Raw genomic sequence first — 15,980 nt, 5'->3', positions numbered from 1 at the left:
GGCCGCCGTCCCCTGCGTCCGCAGGGTGGTCGGCCTCAAGGGGTCAAGCCCGCAGCCGAACCTTCTTGCGGTAGCGGTCGTGCTCCGAGAGCAGGCAGCCGCAATAGGGCTGGCGGTAGATCTCCCATTCCTTCGACAGGCGTATGCCCTCGTCCCAGCCGGGGCGGAAGTCCTCGGGCACGAAGTCCAGGCCTGGCCCGGCGTGGCGTTCTCCGGCCGCGATGATGGCCTCGTGGTTCTGGTACTTGCTGTAGAGCAGGGTGGAGCTGAAGCGCGGGAAGCCCAGCGCCCTGGCCGCCTGCGCGGTGTGGGCCAGGCGCAGATCGTAGCACACGGGGCAGCGTCGGGCCATGTCGGCCACGGCCGGGCCAAGGGGGCTCATGGCCGCCAGCCAGGAGTCCGGCGCGGCCTGCGTCGGGTCGTCCTGGTCCGGCAGGATGACCGGAACATCCAGGCGCTGGGCCACGGCCAGCAGGCCGTCGCGGCGGCGCAGATACTCCATGAGCGGGTGGATGTTGGGATTGTGGGAATACAGCGTGGGCGCAAAGCCCATGTCGCGCAGGCGCAGAATGCAGGTGATGCTGCACGGGCCGCAGCAGGCGTGCAGCAGAATGGCGTTTTCGGCCACGGATGGGCCGGGCATGGCGTTTTCGGGCATGAAAAGGGCTCCGCGAGGGGCGGGCCTTTCCGCCCCCTGCAAGGTCTTGGCGCTTACGGCTGTCTGGGGTCCACCACGATCTCCACGCGCACGTCCACGCGGGCGCCCATGGCGGTCAGCAGCTCGCGCTTGTTGTTCAGCATGTAGAGGGCCAGCTCCTGGCCCACATGCACCTGCAGCGGGCTGGGGCAGCCGGGCTTGCCCAAAAGCCTGTGGATGGTCTTCATGGTCTGCATGGCCTGCCATTCCAGGTTGCGGCGGATGCCCGTGCCGCCGCAGCAGGGGCAGGGCTCCGTGGAGACGCTGATGGCCGAGGAGCCCAGGCGCTGGCGCACCAGCTCCATGAGCCCGAAGGGCGAGATGCCGGACACGTCGGTGCGGGCGCGGTCGCTCTTGAGGGCCTGGCGCATGATCTTCTCCACCTCGCGCAGGTGCTTGTTGTCCTTCATTTCGATGAAGTCGATGACGATCTGGCCGCCGATGTCGCGCAAGCGCAGCTGCCGGGCGATCTCTTGGGCGGCCTCGGCGTTGGTCTTCAGGGCCATTTTGGCGAAGCTCTGTTCCCCGCCGATCTTGCCGGAGTTGATGTCCACGCTGGTGAGGGCCTCGGTGTGGTCGAACACCAGCCGCCCGCCGGAGGGCAGGGTGACCTCGCGGGAGTAGATCTGCTCCACCTGCCGGGTGAGGCCGAAGCGCTCCCACAGGGTGCGGTCGTGGTCGGTGTGGACCTTGACCATGTCCGGGCTTTTGGGGAAGGCCAGGGCCACGTACTCGCGTATCTGCTGGGCGGTGTCGGGGTCGTCCACCCAGATCTCGCTGACCTCCTGGGTGAGGTAGTCGCGCGCGGCCCGCACGGAGAGCTCCATCTCCTTGTACACCAGGGCCGGGGCCTTTTCGGTCTGGGCCTTTTTCCGGATGTCGCCCCAGAGGCGGTGCAGGTACTTGTAGTCGCGGGTGAGCTCGGTCTTGGCGCGGCCTATGCCCGCCGTGCGCACGATGAGTCCCACGCCCTCTGGCGGGGAGATCTGGTCGATGCAGCCCTTGAGGCGTTCGCGTTCCTTCTCGTCCTCGATCTTGCGGGAAACGCCCTGCTGGTCGCGGCCAAGGGTGTAGACGAAGTAGCGCCCCGGCAAGGAAAGATAGCTGGTGACAAAGGCGCCCTTCTTGCCCGTGGGCTCCTTCACCACCTGGACAAGCACCTCCTGCCCGGGCCGGAGCACCTTCTGGATGAGGGGGAAGCGCTGGCCCTTTTTGAGCGGATAGGAGCCCTGGTAGTACTCCGGGTGCACCTCGTCGATTTGCAGAAACCCGTTGCGCTCGGCCCCGTAGTTGATGAAGGCGGCCTGCAGGGCGGAGTCGACGTTGTGGATGTAGCCCTTGTAGATGTTGCCCTTGGTCTTGGCCTGGTGCAGCATCTCCACGTAATATTCCTGCACGGCCCCGTCCTCGGTGAGGACCACCTCCACCAGCTCGCCGGGCAGCACGCCGATGAACATCTTCTTGGGCTTTTTCTTGCCTTCCGCCCCCTTTTGCGGGGGCGCGGCCTCGTCGGCAGCCTCGGCCGCGTCCTGGGCGGCGGCTCCGCGCGGTTCGGCCTCGGCCTCGGCCTTGGCCTTGCCCGAGCGCCGACCGCGTGAGCGTTTCTTGGCCAGTGCGGGTTCGGCTTCGGGGCCGGGCTGTTGCGTTTGGACCGGGCTTCCTGCTTCCGGCGCAAGACCGTAGGCCGCGTCTATGGCCTGGGCCTCGGACCGGGGCGCGGCGTTCTGGGGTGCGCCGGGCGCGGCCGCTTCTTCGGGCTGCGTCGGGGATGGGGCGGCATCTGCGCCCGGAGCGGCGGGCTTGCGCTTGCGGCCACGGCCGCCGCGCCTGCCGCGCGAACGTTTTTTGGGCGCGGGCTGGCCGTCGGCGGCGGCGTCCTGCGCGCCGTTCTCGCCATGCGGCGGAGCGGCATTCTGGTCGGTCGGGGAAGGAGAAGCGGACAAAGCCGTGGCCGCAGGGGCCTGGGGCGCTTCCGCCGGGGCGGAAGAGCTCTCGTCGTGGGAGTCGGTCATGAAAGAACCTCGGTCGCAGGAAAAGTGTGGAAAAACGGCCTGCGCGCACGCTGCGGCAGCAGGTCCGGGGCGCAAAACGCTCGCGCCGTGATCGCCGGGCGGGGCCTAGCCTCGCGTCTGGAAGTACACCTCCGCGCCTTCGCGGCGGGACTCCACGGCCAAGCCATCGGCCACAAGCCCGGCCAGGGCGCGGGCCACAAGGGCCGGGTCGGCAAGAAGCGCGCGGGAAAGTTGCGCCGCTGTCTGCGGCCTGCGCGCCAGGGATGCCTGGATGCGCGCGCGCGCCTCGACCATGGACATGGCCCCGCACTGTTCTTGCCCCTTTTCCGCCGTGTCCGCAAGCCCCGCGCCGATGCCGGGCGACGCTTCGCCGGATCTCGCGGCCAGCGGCGTCAGTTCCGACCGCCAGCGCGCCAGCGTGGCCGGGTCCACGGGCCTGGCCCAGTCCTCGGTTCCCGGCCGGGAAAGGGTCGTCACATCCACCCGGTGCGGGGCCAGGCGCGTGCAGAATTCCTTGAGCAGCGCAAGGTTGCGGTCCGAATCGTTGACGCCCGCCACCAGCAGCACCTCCAGATACACCCTGGCCGCGCTCTCGCGCCGGAAGGCCAGGATGCCCTCGGCGATGGCCGCGCAATCCAGGGAGCGGTGCCCCCGGTTCACTCGGGCGAACTCCTCCGGCACAAGGGAGTCCAGGCTCGGCAGCACGGCGTCGGCCAGGGCCAGCTCAGCGCGGACGGCCGGGTCGGGCATGAGGCTGGCGTTGGTCAGCACGGCCACGGGCACACCGGGCAAAATGGCCCGCGCCCCCGCGATGATGCGCGGCATGTCCGAGTTGAGGGTGGGCTCGCCCAGGCCGCCCAGGGTCACGGCGTCCGGCAGGGGCTCGCCCCGGTCGCGGCGCTCCTCATCCCAGGCGCGCAGTTCGTCCAGAACAGCCTCGGCCGGGACATAGGGCTCACGCGTGACCGTCAGCCGCTTGAGCGGCCCGGCCTCGCAATAGGCGCAGTTCATGGAGCAGATGCGCGAGCCGAGCAGGTCCAGTCCCAGGGACCGGCCCAGCCTGCCGGACATGACCGGACCGAAAACATACCGCTTGGCGCCCTGTTCCATCTTCCACCCCCTTGTCTCGGTTGCCGCATTCCCGGCTTGACGCGGGCCAGCCCGCCCTGTAGGCCCCTTGCATCGACGTTTTCGGCGGCGCGCCACCACGCGCGACCGCCCGGAGGATCCATGATCGAACCCGGACAGCTCGTGCTGGTCATCAGCCCCACGGGCAAGCGCTTCATGCAGGTGCTGGACCCGGCAAAGGAAATCCACACCCACGACGGCCGCATCCTCATGAGCGACATCGCGGAGGCGGGCTTTGGCGGCATCGTGCGCTCGCACCTGGGGCACCCGTACCGCGTGCTCAAGCCCACGGTGTACGAACTCATCAAGGGCGTCAAGCGGCAGACCCAGATCATGTACCCCAAGGAGATCGGCTACCTGCTGCTCAAATTGGGCATCACGCCGGGCTGCCGCGTCATCGAGACCGGCACCGGCTCCGGCGGGCTCACCCTGGCCCTGGCCACCTACGTGGGCGATAGCGGCATGGTCTACACCTACGAGCGCCGCGAGGAATTCTACAAGAACGCCGCCAAGAACCTGGCCCGCGTGGGGCTCTCCCACCGCGTCACCCAGCACCTGGCCGACATCGAGGAAACCGGGTTTGAGCAGACCGAGGCCGACGCGCTGTTTCTGGACGTGCGCGTGCCCCAGGACGTGCTGCACCACATCCCGCCCGCCGTGCGGCCTGGGGCCATGTGCGGCTTCCTGCTTCCCACCTGCAACCAGGTGAGCGATTTGCTGCGCGGACTGGAAGACGGCCCCTTCACCGAGATTGAGGCCCTGGAGATTTTGGTGCGGCGCTACAAGACCGTTCCCGACCGCCTGCGCCCCGAGGACCGCATGGTGGCCCACACGGGCTTTCTGGTCTTTGCCCGGTGCATGGAGAAGCCCGCGCCCTTCACCCGGCCGGCCAAGGTCCAGGCCGCGGAGGACGACCCGGAGTTCGGCCCGGAAACCGACGGCGACGCCAGCGCCGAAGAACCCGGCGACGCCGTGGAATAGCGCGCCAGGGGCGGGGCTTTGCTTTACGGGAGGAATTCTCTCGTCTGCTTGGGGAATTTGGTGATGAGCCACCTGAGCGCTTCGAGTTGATCCGCGCTCGTCGCCCGCCTGATCTGCGTGAGGAGTTTCAGCAAATCGGGTCGCGGAAGGGTCAGGTTGGCCGCACCTTCGTTGCACACGGAACAGATGGCGCGGAGATTCGTGGCGTCGTCTGTTCCTCCCATGCTTTTGTCTATGATATGGCCTAGGTGCAGCCTGGTTTTGCGGGTCGGATCGTAGGGGTGCGGCTCTCCGGCCACGGCCCCGCACATTTGACAGGTGAACCCGTTGCGGTCCAGGACAAGGGCCCGCGTTTCCTTGGATATTGCGCGCTCGAACGCCGGTTGCGGCTTGGCTGTTTCCAGCAGGTACTGACCGGGTTTCAGGTCGCTGCGGTCATTGTGCGTAAGGATACGGTAGCCTTCCTCCGTGCGCAGTTCCCGCACTCTGCGCGCCCACTCGGAGATGTCGCCCGAAACGGCGCGCAATTCATGGGAATCCATGATCTTGCCGACGTTGGCGAGGAAGTGGGCGCGCAGCAGGGCCCGTGCGCCGCCTTTGAGCTTGTGTTGTTTGGTCATCATCCGGCCTTGCGGAACGTGGTTTTCCCGGCCTGGCGCAAGGCTGCGGCGATTCGCTTGCCAACCGCGCAAGCCACTGGGGGGGGGAAGGCGTTGCCAACCTGTCTGTAGGCCGAGGTCTTTTTCCCGGAAAACAGCCAGTCGTCGGGAAAACCCTGGATGCGTGCGGCCATGCGCACGGTGAGCCTCGGCATTCCGACAAAGTCATAGTCGGGAGGCGTATCGACAATGCCGTGTCCATCGACGCCGAGGGCCGCCCAGGCGCGTTTTGCACGGGTGGGGCCAAGGTCCGGGCCTCCATGCTTTTTGCTTCCGCCGACAAGGGTCGGGGCGATGTCGCACGCGGCTTGCCTCCACCGTGCAACGCCGAGCCAGCCCTTGGCGGCCATAAGGTCGTGCAGCGCCTCGCCAACGCTCGGAGCCTGAGCGTGTGTCGGCATGGGCCACTGGAAATGGCTGGCCAAATCGCTGCGCAAGGCGACGAACACCACTCGTGGCCGCAGTTGCGGGACCCCGAAATCGGAGGCGTTCAGAAGCCGCCAATCCGCAGTGTATCCGAGCGAAGCAAGGGAGCGGATGAGGCCCGTGCGGTAGTCATCGAAGCAGGTGTCGAGAAGTCCGCGCACGTTTTCCAGCATCACAGCCTTTGGGCGGCACTCACGGACAAGGCGGATAGCTTCCGGGAACAGGTCGCGTTCATCCGCGTGGCCCAATTGCTTTCCGGCTTTGGAAAAGGGAGGGCAGGGAACGCCGCCGGCGAGCAGATCCAGGCCATCCAGCCCGGTGGCGGAAAAGTCGCGCACATCCTGTTCCAAAACGTTCCACGATGGTCTGTTGAGCAGCAGCGTGGAGCAGGCGGCCTTGTCGATTTCCACAAGGCACGTGTGAGCGAAGCCGGCCTGCTCCAGTCCAAGGGCTTGGCCGCCGGCGCCGGCGCAGATTTCCAAAGAGGTGAGCAGCATGTTCCCTCGAAAAAGAAGCGGGGGGTGTTCTACACCCCACTTACAGGAAAGACATCCGGCGGGCAAGGCGCCCCGGCGCTAGCCCACGACCTCGAAGCCGAGCTTCTCGATGGCCTTTTTGACCACTGCCGGGTCCACGGGGCTGGCCTCCTCGTAGCTGGCCGTGCCGGAGAGCAGGTCCACGTTCACGTTGCTTACGCCGGGAAGGGCTTCCAGGGCCTTGGTCACGGATGCGCTGCAGTGCTGGCAGCTCATGCCTTTGACGATGACTGCGGGCATGTGGGGTCTCCTAGTGCTTGGGGTTGAAGAAGCGCAGGCGCAGGGCGTTGCTCACCACGGTGACGGAGCTTAGGCCCATGGCCGTGCCTGCGAGCATGGGGTTCAGGGTCGGCCCGCCAAAGGCGTGCAGCACGCCCGCCGCCACCGGAATGCCGATGGCGTTGAAGGCGAAGGCCCAGAACAGGTTCTCGCGGATGTTGGCCATGGCCGCCCGCGACAGGGCAAGCGCCGTGAGCACCCCGCCGATGCCCCCGGAGAGCAGCACCATGTCGCCGCTTTCCACGGCCGCGTCGATGCCCGAGCCCATGGCCATGCCCACGTCGGCTCCGGCCAGGGCGGGCGCGTCGTTGATGCCGTCGCCCACCATGACGACCGCCCGGCCCGTGCCGGAAACGGCGTCCTTCAGCTCCTGCACGGCCTGGGCCTTGCCGTCGGGCAGCACCCCGGCCACCACCTCGGACACGCCGGCTCGCGCGGCTATGGCCCGGGCCGTGCGCTGGTTGTCCCCCGTGAGCATGATCAGCCGAAGGCCCAGGCGCCTGAGCCGCGCCAGCACCTCCGGCGTCTCGGGCCGCAACTGATCGGCCACGCCAAGAATGGCGGCGGGCTGGCCGTCCACCTCCATGCACAGAGGGGTGACGCCCTGGTCCGCCATGCGCGCCACGGCCTCGCCCAGCTCCCCTGAGGCGAAGGCCGCGCCGCCGAAGCCCGCGTTGCCGATGCGCACCACGCGGCCGCCCACCGTGGCCTCGATGCCCTGGCCGGGCTGGGCCGTGAAGGCCTCCGGCGCGGGCGCGGCGAGGCCGCGTTCGCTGGCCGCGTGCAGCACGGCCTGGGCCAGCGGATGTTCGGAGCGGCTCTCCGCCGCGGCGGCCAGGGTGAGCAGGCGTTCCTCCGGCAGCGACATCCCCGGCGCAACCGCAAGTTCGACGAGTTCCGGCTTGCCGTGGGTGAGGGTGCCGGTCTTGTCGAACACCACCACCCCAGCGCGGCTGGCGGCTTGCAGGGCCTCGCCGCTTTTGACCAGCACGCCCAGCTGCGCGCCGCGCCCGGTGGCCACCATGATGGACATGGGCGTGGCCAAGCCCATGGCGCAGGGACAGGCGATGACCAGCACCGCCGTGAAGATCTTAAGGGAGAAGGCCCAGCCCGCCCCGGCCAGCAGCCAGGCCAGGCCGGAGACCATGGCAATGGCCATGACCGTGGGCACGAACACCGCGCTGATGCGATCGGCCAGGCTGGCGATGGGCGCCTTGGAGCCCTGCGCCTGCTGCACCATGTCCACGATGCGTGAGAGCATGGTGTCCTCGCCGGTCTTGTCCGCCCGGATGGTGAGCGCGCCCGCGCCGTTGAGCGTGCCCGCCGCCACGCGGTCGCCGGGGGCCTTGGACACGGGAAGGCTTTCGCCGGTGAGCATACTCTCATCCACGCCGCCCGTGCCGGAGAGCACAACCCCGTCCACGGACACGCGCTCGCCCGGGCGCACCAGCACGGTGTCGCCGGGAACCACCTCGGCTGCGGGCACCCTCGCCTCCTCCGGGCCAAGCTGCCCCTGGCGGATGACCGTGGCCGTGTCCGGGGCAAGCGAAAGCAGCGCCCGCACCGCCCCTGTGGTCTTGAACTTGCTGCGGGCCTCCAGGTACTTGCCCAGCGAGATCATGGCCAAAAGCACCGCCGCGGATTCGTAATAGAGGTCGTGGGCGCGCTGGACGGGCATGTCCCCCGCGAGGATGAGCACGGTGCTCCACAGGCTGTGCAGGAAGGCCGCGCCTGTGCCCACCGCCACCAGGGTGTCCATGCTCGGGGCCTTGCGCAAGAACGCGGGAATCCCGCGGAGATAAAAGCCGCGCCCCGCGAACAGCACCGGCAGCGTGAGGAACAGCTGCGCCAGCGCGAAGGTCGTCGGGGCCGTCTCCGGATGCAAAAAGGCGGGCAAATGCAGGCCCATCATGTGGCCCATGGAGATGACCAAAAGCGGCAGGGCGAAGGCGAAGGCGGGTATGAGCTCGCGTTTTTGCCGACGCAAACGCTCCTCGGCCTCGCGGCGGCGCTCCTCGAAGAGCAGGGCCGATCGCGAGGCCGCCTGCGCCCCGAACCCCGCGTCGCGCACCAGGTCCATCAACTGCGAGGGCCGCGCAAGCCCTGGGTCGTACAGGATGGTGGCCGTCTCCGCGGCCAGGTTCACCGTGGCCTCGGTGACGCCGTCGGCCGCGCGCAACACGCGCTCTATGCGCGCGGAACAGGCCGCGCAATGCATACCGGTGATGGCCAGGTGCAGGGTGGCGAGGCCGCCAGCGCCGGAGACAGGCTCGAAAAGCGCCTCGAATCCGGCATCGGCCACGGCCTGCCCCATGGATTCAAGGCTGTCGCGCTCAGGGTCGAAGACCACCTCAAGGCTCTCGGCCGCAAGGTTCACGTCCGCGCGCGAAACGCCGTCGCGCGCGCGCAGCAGGCGCTCGATACGCGCCGAACAGGCCGCGCAGTGCATTCCCTTGATGCGCGCCCGAGCCAAGATATCCTGGGCCATTGAACCTCCCGCGTTTCCTCCCCGGCCCACCTGCGGATATCGGCGGCCTTGCGGCCGCTGACCTCCAGTCCTACCCCGGCAGGACACGGCCCGCAAGCCCCGGCGGCGTCAAAAAAACGGCGCACGCTCCAAGAACACTCCCCCTACAAAGCCCGCAAGAACCGCCCGTCAAGAAACGCTGACAAATGGACCGATACTTGCTATGCCCCTTGCGGGCCGCTCCTGCGCAGCGCGCAAGCTCCCGGCGGCTCCAAAGGAGGCACCCATGACCCGGCACCTTACCCTCGCCGTGCTTACGGCCCTGGCCGCCGCCCTGGTCTGCACCCTGGCCGCCCTGGCCGCACAGGCCAGCGAAATCAACGAGCTTAAAAGCCTCTCCGCGCCCTTTGAATACCGCGCAGAGGTCGCCAGAATGATCGTTACGGACCAGGAATACCTGCGCCGCCTGGAAAGCCAGTCCCTGCCCGTGTCTCACGTCACCGTCACAGCCTACAACGCCGACCCGGCGCAAACCGATGACGATCCGCACATCGCCGCATCCATGCGCCACGTGCGCCCCGGCACCATCGCCGTGTCCCGCGACCTCTTCAACAAGGGCTGGGTGTTCGGCAAAAAGGTGCGCATCGAAGGACTCGGCATCTTCGAGGTCAACGACCTCATGGCCGCACGCCACGACAGGGCCGTCGACATCTTCCTCGGCGACAACCAGAAGGCGCAAGCCTTCGGCAAGCGCCGCGCCCGCGCCGCGCTGCTGAGCATCTGAAACTAAGCCTGAGCGCAGTGCCTGTTTCGTGCTCCGCAGGTCAAGCCTGAACGGAGTGCCTGTTTCATGCTCCGCAGGCCAAGCCTGAACGCTGTGCCTGTTTCATGCTCCGCAGGCCAGGGGCTGCGCGCCCCTGGACCCGCGTGGATGAAAGGGCAGGGCGGCGCACACTTGGCGCCGCGCATCCCTTGTCCCCCCCCTATCCGGGGTTCCAAGGGGCCGGGGAGGCCCCTTGGCCGCCGGAGGCATCCACAGGCACCACGATCTGCCCGGTTCATGCTCCGCAGGCCAGGGGCTGCGCGCCCCTGGACCCGCGTGAAGGGCGGCCGGGAATCGCACAGCCATTGCCCACCTTATCCGGGGTTCCAAGGGGCCGGGGAGGCCCCTTGGCCGCCGGAGGCATCAACAGGCACAACACAAACACATTGGCCGCCGGAGGCATCAACCGGCACGACGTTCTGCCCGGCGGAGGCCTACACAGGCCTGACGTTTTCTGCTTCGCGTTCTTCGCGGATGGCCTGCCAGCGCAGTTCGCGTCGGCGTTGTGCTTCGCGGTGTCGGCGTTCGGAAGTTTCGTTTTGGATGATGAGCGGTGGTGCGGAGCGGGGTTTGCCGGCGTGGTCCAGGGCCACGAAGGTGAGGTAGGCTGAGTTGGTATGTCGAATTTCGCCGGTTTGCAGGTTTTCGGCTTCGACGCGCACGCCGATTTCCATGCTGGTGCGTCCCACCAGGTTCAAGCTGGCCTTGATGACCACCAGTTCGCCCACGTAGACGGGTTTGAGGAAGTCCATGCGGTCGATGCTTGCGGTGACGGCGGGCCCGCGCGTGTGGCGCATGGCGACGACGCCTGCGGCGGTGTCGATGTGCTTGAGGATGACGCCGCCGTGGACGTTCCCCGCGGGGTTGGCATCGTGTGGCAGCACCTGGATGGTCATGGTGACGGCGGACTCGGCGGCGGTCTTGCCGGGCAGGGCATCGTGCGGCATGGGGATTCTCCTTGGCTGTGCGGGTGGTCCGGGGCATGGTCTTGTCATGGTTTCGCAGTGTGGGCTGTAGGCCGGATGGGTCGGGTGGTCAAGCGGCGGGGAAGTGGCGCGGCTTTCACTTCGGCCGTGACCGTGGTAGGGGGAGCGGCAACACGGAAGGGGAGGAACGCCGCCTGATGCAGAAGATGACGCCGCGCCGCATGGTATTGGTGTTTGTTGTAGCCTGTTGTGCTTTGGCCTTCGCCGCCGGAGGGGGCATGGCGGGAAGCCTTGCCCAGGCTTCATCCGCGCCGCAATCGGCCTGGAAGCCCGGCACGTCCTGGAGCTTCGGGACCTATCGGGAGGCCATGCGCCAGTCGGGCAGGGCCTCCGGGCTGGACGAGGGCGGCTTTGCCCAGGTGCAGGCCAGGCGGGCCCAGGCCCTGCTGGACATCGAGCAGTATTTGAAGCGCCGTTTCGGCAAGGCCGATGCGGAGGTGTTGCGCGCCTTCCGGGAGTTGCCGCGCGAGTACTTCCATTACAACTACCAGTCCGGACGCGCTTTCGCCTCCAACGCCTACGAAGCCAATCCCAAACCCTGGGCCATTGGCTACGGCTCGGCCCTGTCGGACTATCTGGGCCAGGCGTACATGACGCAGTTGGCGCTGCCCAAGGCGGGGGAGACGGTGCTGGAGATCGGCACCGGCTCCGGCTTCCAGAGCGCGCTGCTCTCGCGCATCGTGCAAGACGTGTATTCCATCGAGATCATCAAGCCGCTGGGGAGCGCCGTGGCGCGCATCTATTCTCCCCTTGGGCTGGGCAACGTGCATACCCGCGTGGGCGATGGGTATTACGGCTGGCCCGAGGTCAAGGGCGGTTTCGACATCATCATGGTCACCTGCGTGGCGCGCTATGTCTCGCCGGAGCTCTTGCGGCAGCTCAAGCCCGGCGGACGGCTCATCGTGCCCATCGGCCAGCCTTTCAAGCGCGGGCAGGTGCTGTACGTGTTCACCAAGGACGCTTCGGGCCGGGTGCATTCCCGCAAGGACATGGGCGTGTTCTTCATCCCCATGACCGGGCGCATTGCGCAGGGGAAGGGCTAGCCGTGGCTGGCCGGGCAGGGCGCCGTGCGGCGGCCGCGCTGCTTCTGGCCGCTTTGCTGTCGTTTTTGCCTGCCGCCCCTGGCCTGTCCGCCTCGCCGGGCGGCATGGCCGTGGATGTGTTCGAGTCCGTGACGAAGTCGCCGGACGCGCGCAAGAACGCGGCCGCGTCCAGGACATCGGGCGCATGGTCCGGCGCGGCGGATGGTTCGTCTCGCGGGCCGACGGCCCCGCAGGCCCCGGCCGTCCCCGGTGCGCCGGGTGCCGAAGCCGAAAGCGGCGAAAGCCTGCGCGAGCGGGTGGCGCGGCGGCAGGGGGCTGGCCGCATCGCCCTGCGCACGCTGACCTTGGAGCACGGGGGCGTGCGGCGCGCGGCCGTTGTGGCGGTTCCCGCCGGGTGGCAGGCGGGCGCAGGGGGGCTGGTCCCGGCGATCATCTTTCTGCACGGGGCGGGGGGCTCCGCAGCCCAGGCCATGCGCCAGACGGGCCTTGCCGGGCGCGCGGCGGCGGCGGGCTTTCTGGCGGTGTTCCCGGAGGGCCTGGGCGGCAGCGGCGGCCAGGCCTGGAACGCCTGGACCTGCTGCGGGGACTCGCGCGACAGGCGCGTGGACGACGTGGGCTTTGTGGCCGCGCTCATCTCGCGCCTGCGGGCGGACTTTCGCGTTGATCCCGCACGGATCCACCTTGCCGGGTTTTCCAACGGGGCCATGCTGGCCAGCCGCTTCGTGCTGGAGCGCCCCGGCCTGGCCGCGTCCCTGTGCTCCGTGGCCGGGGGGCTGCCCTGCGACCTGCCGCGCCCGACGCGCGACCTGCCCGTGCTCGTCATCCATGGCGACCAGGACCAGGTGGCCCGCTTCGGCCTTGCGGCGGGGCGTCCGGCCACGGGCCGCCTGTGCGAGGACTCCCCGGCCCGCGCCCAGGCCGAGTTCTGGGCCAAGGGCATGGATTTGACCGCTTCGCCTGCTGTGCGCGAGGGCGCCCGGCTCCGCGTGGAGGACTTCGCCGCACGCGACGGGCGCGGCCATGTGCGCTTCGTGGTGGTGAAGGGGGGCGGCCATGCCTGGCCCGGAGGCGCGCGCGAGCGCTACCCCCATTGCGATCTGCCTGTTGCCGGGGTGGACGCCACGGGCGTGCTGCTGGATTTCATCCGCCGTGCGGACCCGGCGGCCCGGCAGGAGCGGGCGGGTGAGGCCCGGCCCGCAGCCGCACGCACAGGCGCAGGCAGGTAGGGCGCCAAGGGCGCATGGCGGCGCCCGCCCCCGCAGCCCGGCGGTCCCCGGGCGGCCTTGCCCTTGGGCCGGAACTCTGGCACTGTGCGCCGCAGCCGCGCCCGAAGCGCGAAGGCCCCAAAGCGGGCAACCCACTTGCGGAGCCGCCATGATCGACCTTGTGAAGCACGCCGCCCACGCGCCCGCAGGCAGCGCCAGAAGCCGCGCCGTGGACACCGGCATGGCCCTTGTCCTCATCTGCCTCATCATCGGCCTGGTGCGCGGAACCCAGGGCTGGTTCGCCCTGGCCGCCGCCCTGCTCGTGCTCAACATGACCGCGCCCATGGCCTTCGGCCCGGCATCCAGGCTCTGGTTCGGACTCTCGGCCGTGCTGGGCACGGTCATGAGCACGCTCATCCTGAGCCTCGTCTATTTCCTGGTCCTGACGCCCGTGGGATTGCTGCGGCGCGCCATGGGCAAAGACACCCTGCGCCTGCGGGACTTCAAGAAGGGCCAGGGTTCGGTGTTCCACACGCGCAGCGGCCCCTTCGCCCCGGCGGACCTCAAGACCCCGTTCTAGGAGCATTCAATGGATTTTCTCCGCGATCTCTGGGACTTTCTGAAAGTCCGCAAGAAGTTCTGGCTGGCCCCAATCATCCTGGTGCTGCTGCTCTTCGGCGCGCTCATCGTGCTTACTTCGGGCTCGGCCATCGCGCCCTTCATCTACACCCTGTTCTAGGCGGAGCCCATGGCAGATCAGCAACGCCGGGCCATTCTGGGCATCAGCGCCTATTACCACGACTCCGCCGCGGTGCTGCTGGTGGACGGGCGCATTGTGGCCGCCGCCCAGGAGGAGCGCTTCACCCGCAAGAAGCACGACCCGGCCTTTCCGCACAACGCCGCCAAGTACTGCCTGGCCGAAGGCGGGGTGGGCATAGCCGACCTGGAGGCCGTGGCCTTCTACGATAAGCCCTACCTCAAGTTCGAGCGCCTGCTGGAGACCTACCACGCCTTCGCCCCGCGCGGCTTGCGGAGCTTCCTCACGGCCATGCCCGTGTGGATCCGCGAGAAGCTCTTCATGCGCAGGATGCTCAAGGACGAGCTCGCCAAACTCGGCCCCGGCGCGCCGCAGCTTCTGTTCCCGGAGCACCACCTGTCCCACGCGGCCAGCGCCTTCTACCCCTCCCCCTTCGCCGAGGCCGCCGTGCTCACCATCGACGGCGTGGGCGAGTGGGCCACCACCACCATTGGCAAGGGCTCCGGGGCCGGGTTGGAAATCCTGCGCGAGCTGCACTTCCCGCACTCCCTGGGCCTGCTGTATTCCGCCCTCACGGCCTGGTGCGGCTTCAAGGTCAACTCCGGCGAGTACAAGCTCATGGGCCTGGCGCCCTACGGCATAGAGGGCTCCGAGCGCGTGGAGCGCTACAGGCGGGCCATCCTGGACCAGATGGTGGACCTCAGGCCCGACGGCTCGCTGTTGTTGAACATGGACTGCTTCGACTACGCCACCGGGCTCACCATGTGCCGGGCCGACCGCTTCGAGGCCGCCCTGGGTTTGCCCCAGCGCGCCGGAGAGTCCGACATCACCCAGGAATACATGGACTTGGCACTGGCCATACAGCAGATCACCGAGGAGGCCGTGTTCCGCATGGCCGAAACCGCGCGCGGCCTCACCGGCTGCGCCAACCTGGTCATGGCCGGGGGCGTGGCCCTCAACTGCGTGGCCAACGGCAAGCTGCTCGGCCGCAAGACCTTCGAGAACATCTGGATACAGCCCGCCGCAGGCGATGCGGGCGGGGCGCTGGGCGCGGCGCTTGCCGCCTGGCACATCGGCCTTTCCCAGCCGCGCGAGGACCACAGCGCCAAACCCGGCGGCGACATGATGCAAGGGGCCTACCTTGGCCCGGAGTTCTCCGATTCCGACATCGCGCGCTGCTGCCGCCGCTTCGGCGCGCCCGCGCACCGCTTCGACGACTTCGACGCCCTGTGCTCCGAGGTCTCGCGCCTGCTGGCCGGGGGCGCGGCCGTGGGCTGGCTGCAAGGCCGCATGGAATACGGCCCGCGCGCACTGGGCGGCCGCAGCATCCTGGGCGACCCGCGCCACGGCGACATGCAGAAGAAGCTCAACCTCAAAATCAAATACCGCGAAGGCTTCCGGCCCTTCGCCCCCTCCGTCCTCGCCGAACACGCCGCCGAATGCTTCGAGCTCGACGGGGCCTCACCCTACATGCTCCTTGTGGCCCCGGTGGCCGAAGCACACCGCAAGCCCCTGCCCGAAGGCTACTGGACCCGGCCCATGTACGAGCGCCTGTACGTGGAACGCTCCAGCCTGCCCGCCATCACACACGTCGACTTCTCCGCGCGCATCCAGACCGTCTCGCGCGAGACAAACCCGCGCTACTGGACCCTCATCGACACCTTCCGCCGCGAACAGGGCTGCCCCGTCGTCGTCAACACCAGCTTCAACGTGCGCGGCGAACCCATCGTCTGCACCCCGGCCGACGCCTACGCCTGCTTCATGCGTACCGAAATGGACGCCCTCGTGCTGGGCGACTGGCTGCTGCTCAAGCCCGAACAGCCAACCTGGCGCGAAACCGCCGACTGGCGCGGACAATTCGAACTGGATTAGCCTTGGCGTCGCGCCTGTTGACGCTCCTGGCGGCCAACATGTCGTGCTCGTTTATGCCTCCGGCGGCCAAGGGGCCTACCCGGCCCCTTGGAACCCCGGATAGGGGGGG

At 68.5% G+C, this 15,980-nt stretch carries 15 protein-coding genes; 7 read left to right on the top strand and 8 right to left on the bottom strand.

The features are described from left to right. Positions 1 to 43: 43 nt before the first annotated feature. From CHB73_RS06770 to CHB73_RS06760, 3 genes are all read right to left on the bottom strand, one after another. Positions 44 to 658 (bottom strand): epoxyqueuosine reductase QueH, encoded by a 615-nt coding sequence (locus tag CHB73_RS06770; protein WP_235641538.1) that lies wholly within the window; start codon positions 656 to 658, stop codon positions 44 to 46. Positions 659 to 711: 53 nt separating this feature from the next. Further along, positions 712 to 2,154 (bottom strand): Rne/Rng family ribonuclease, encoded by a 1,443-nt coding sequence (locus CHB73_RS06765; RefSeq protein WP_089274185.1) that lies wholly within the window; start codon positions 2,152 to 2,154, stop codon positions 712 to 714. A gap of 660 nt (positions 2,155 to 2,814) precedes the next feature. Then, positions 2,815 to 3,819 carry a radical SAM protein gene (locus tag CHB73_RS06760; protein ID WP_089273458.1) on the bottom strand — a complete coding sequence of 335 codons (1,005 nt, stop codon included), beginning with the start codon at positions 3,817 to 3,819 and terminating at the stop codon, positions 2,815 to 2,817. A 120-nt stretch (positions 3,820 to 3,939) separates the two neighbouring features. On the opposite strand from CHB73_RS06760, the gene CHB73_RS06755 reads away from it, so the two are divergent. Next, the gene (locus CHB73_RS06755; protein ID WP_089273456.1) at positions 3,940 to 4,818 is read left to right on the top strand and encodes a tRNA (adenine-N1)-methyltransferase; all 879 of its coding nucleotides are present in this window, start codon (positions 3,940 to 3,942) and stop codon (positions 4,816 to 4,818) included. A 23-nt stretch (positions 4,819 to 4,841) separates the two neighbouring features. On the opposite strand, the gene CHB73_RS06750 is transcribed toward CHB73_RS06755, so the two are convergent. The 4 genes from CHB73_RS06750 to CHB73_RS06735 all read right to left on the bottom strand — a co-directional run bounded on the left by CHB73_RS06750 (position 4,842) and on the right by CHB73_RS06735 (position 9,206). After that, positions 4,842 to 5,441 carry an HNH endonuclease gene (locus CHB73_RS06750; RefSeq protein WP_218819366.1) on the bottom strand — a complete coding sequence of 200 codons (600 nt, stop codon included), beginning with the start codon at positions 5,439 to 5,441 and terminating at the stop codon, positions 4,842 to 4,844. Beyond that, the gene (locus tag CHB73_RS06745; protein ID WP_089273454.1) at positions 5,438 to 6,400 is read right to left on the bottom strand and encodes a DNA cytosine methyltransferase; all 963 of its coding nucleotides are present in this window, start codon (positions 6,398 to 6,400) and stop codon (positions 5,438 to 5,440) included. The genes CHB73_RS06750 and CHB73_RS06745 overlap by 4 nt, the downstream gene beginning before the upstream one ends. A 78-nt stretch (positions 6,401 to 6,478) precedes the next feature. Beyond that, complete coding sequence (locus CHB73_RS06740; RefSeq protein WP_089273452.1) at positions 6,479 to 6,679, bottom strand: heavy-metal-associated domain-containing protein; 201 nt, start codon at positions 6,677 to 6,679, stop codon at positions 6,479 to 6,481. A 10-nt stretch (positions 6,680 to 6,689) separates the two neighbouring features. Further along, a complete protein-coding gene (locus CHB73_RS06735; RefSeq protein WP_235641537.1) occupies positions 6,690 to 9,206 on the bottom strand; it encodes a heavy metal translocating P-type ATPase in 2,517 nt (838 codons plus the stop codon). Positions 9,207 to 9,471: 265 nt separating this feature from the next. Here CHB73_RS06735 and CHB73_RS06730 point away from each other — a divergent pair, with 265 nt between their 5' ends. After that, positions 9,472 to 9,969 (top strand): RlpA-like double-psi beta-barrel domain-containing protein, encoded by a 498-nt coding sequence (locus CHB73_RS06730; RefSeq protein ID WP_089273450.1) that lies wholly within the window; start codon positions 9,472 to 9,474, stop codon positions 9,967 to 9,969. A 473-nt stretch (positions 9,970 to 10,442) separates the two neighbouring features. Here the strand turns inward: CHB73_RS06730 and CHB73_RS06725 are convergent, their stop codons facing one another. Continuing rightward, positions 10,443 to 10,955, bottom strand: coding sequence for an acyl-CoA thioesterase (locus CHB73_RS06725; protein WP_089273448.1), 513 nt, complete (start codon positions 10,953 to 10,955; stop codon positions 10,443 to 10,445). A 257-nt stretch (positions 10,956 to 11,212) separates the two neighbouring features. On the opposite strand from CHB73_RS06725, the gene CHB73_RS06720 reads away from it, so the two are divergent. From CHB73_RS06720 to CHB73_RS06705, 5 genes are all read left to right on the top strand, one after another. After that, the gene (locus tag CHB73_RS06720; RefSeq protein WP_218819364.1) at positions 11,213 to 12,037 is read left to right on the top strand and encodes a protein-L-isoaspartate O-methyltransferase family protein; all 825 of its coding nucleotides are present in this window, start codon (positions 11,213 to 11,215) and stop codon (positions 12,035 to 12,037) included. Positions 12,038 to 12,039: 2 nt separating this feature from the next. Continuing rightward, entirely contained in the window at positions 12,040 to 13,263 is a 1,224-nt protein-coding gene (locus CHB73_RS06715; protein ID WP_089273444.1) for an alpha/beta hydrolase family esterase, read from the top strand. Between the two features lie 148 nt (positions 13,264 to 13,411). Then, positions 13,412 to 13,822 (top strand): SxtJ family membrane protein, encoded by a 411-nt coding sequence (locus tag CHB73_RS06710; protein WP_089273442.1) that lies wholly within the window; start codon positions 13,412 to 13,414, stop codon positions 13,820 to 13,822. A 9-nt stretch (positions 13,823 to 13,831) separates the two neighbouring features. Then, the gene (locus tag CHB73_RS16740; protein ID WP_179216939.1) at positions 13,832 to 13,981 is read left to right on the top strand and encodes a DUF5989 family protein; all 150 of its coding nucleotides are present in this window, start codon (positions 13,832 to 13,834) and stop codon (positions 13,979 to 13,981) included. A 9-nt stretch (positions 13,982 to 13,990) separates the two neighbouring features. Continuing rightward, positions 13,991 to 15,871 (top strand): carbamoyltransferase family protein, encoded by a 1,881-nt coding sequence (locus CHB73_RS06705; RefSeq protein ID WP_089273440.1) that lies wholly within the window; start codon positions 13,991 to 13,993, stop codon positions 15,869 to 15,871. The last annotated feature ends 109 nt before the right edge of the window (positions 15,872 to 15,980 follow it).

Source organism: Humidesulfovibrio mexicanus (assembly GCF_900188225.1).
Taxonomy (GTDB): Bacteria; Desulfobacterota; Desulfovibrionia; order Desulfovibrionales; family Desulfovibrionaceae; genus Humidesulfovibrio; species Humidesulfovibrio mexicanus.
Note: the sequence above shows the minus strand (reverse complement) of the source record. Positions and strands in the feature narration are given on the sequence as shown.

Excerpts from the sequence above, each read along its gene's own strand:
- CHB73_RS06725 (WP_089273448.1), bottom strand. The coding sequence starts at position 10,955 with ATGCCGCACGATGCCCTGCCCGGCAAGACCGCCGCCGAGTCCGCCGTC.
- CHB73_RS06770 (WP_235641538.1), bottom strand. The coding sequence starts at position 658 with ATGCCCGAAAACGCCATGCCCGGCCCATCCGTGGCCGAAAACGCCATT.
- CHB73_RS06720 (WP_218819364.1), top strand. The coding sequence starts at position 11,213 with ATGGCGGGAAGCCTTGCCCAGGCTTCATCCGCGCCGCAATCGGCCTGG.
- CHB73_RS06755 (WP_089273456.1), top strand. The coding sequence starts at position 3,940 with ATGATCGAACCCGGACAGCTCGTGCTGGTCATCAGCCCCACGGGCAAG.
- CHB73_RS06705 (WP_089273440.1), top strand. The coding sequence starts at position 13,991 with ATGGCAGATCAGCAACGCCGGGCCATTCTGGGCATCAGCGCCTATTAC.
- CHB73_RS06765 (WP_089274185.1), bottom strand. The coding sequence starts at position 2,154 with ATGTTCATCGGCGTGCTGCCCGGCGAGCTGGTGGAGGTGGTCCTCACC.
- CHB73_RS06730 (WP_089273450.1), top strand. The coding sequence starts at position 9,472 with ATGACCCGGCACCTTACCCTCGCCGTGCTTACGGCCCTGGCCGCCGCC.
- CHB73_RS06735 (WP_235641537.1), bottom strand. The coding sequence starts at position 9,206 with ATGGCCCAGGATATCTTGGCTCGGGCGCGCATCAAGGGAATGCACTGC.
- CHB73_RS06750 (WP_218819366.1), bottom strand. The coding sequence starts at position 5,441 with ATGATGACCAAACAACACAAGCTCAAAGGCGGCGCACGGGCCCTGCTG.
- CHB73_RS16740 (WP_179216939.1), top strand. The coding sequence starts at position 13,832 with ATGGATTTTCTCCGCGATCTCTGGGACTTTCTGAAAGTCCGCAAGAAG.
- CHB73_RS06710 (WP_089273442.1), top strand. The coding sequence starts at position 13,412 with ATGATCGACCTTGTGAAGCACGCCGCCCACGCGCCCGCAGGCAGCGCC.
- CHB73_RS06745 (WP_089273454.1), bottom strand. The coding sequence starts at position 6,400 with ATGCTGCTCACCTCTTTGGAAATCTGCGCCGGCGCCGGCGGCCAAGCC.
- CHB73_RS06760 (WP_089273458.1), bottom strand. The coding sequence starts at position 3,819 with ATGGAACAGGGCGCCAAGCGGTATGTTTTCGGTCCGGTCATGTCCGGC.
- CHB73_RS06740 (WP_089273452.1), bottom strand. The coding sequence starts at position 6,679 with ATGCCCGCAGTCATCGTCAAAGGCATGAGCTGCCAGCACTGCAGCGCA.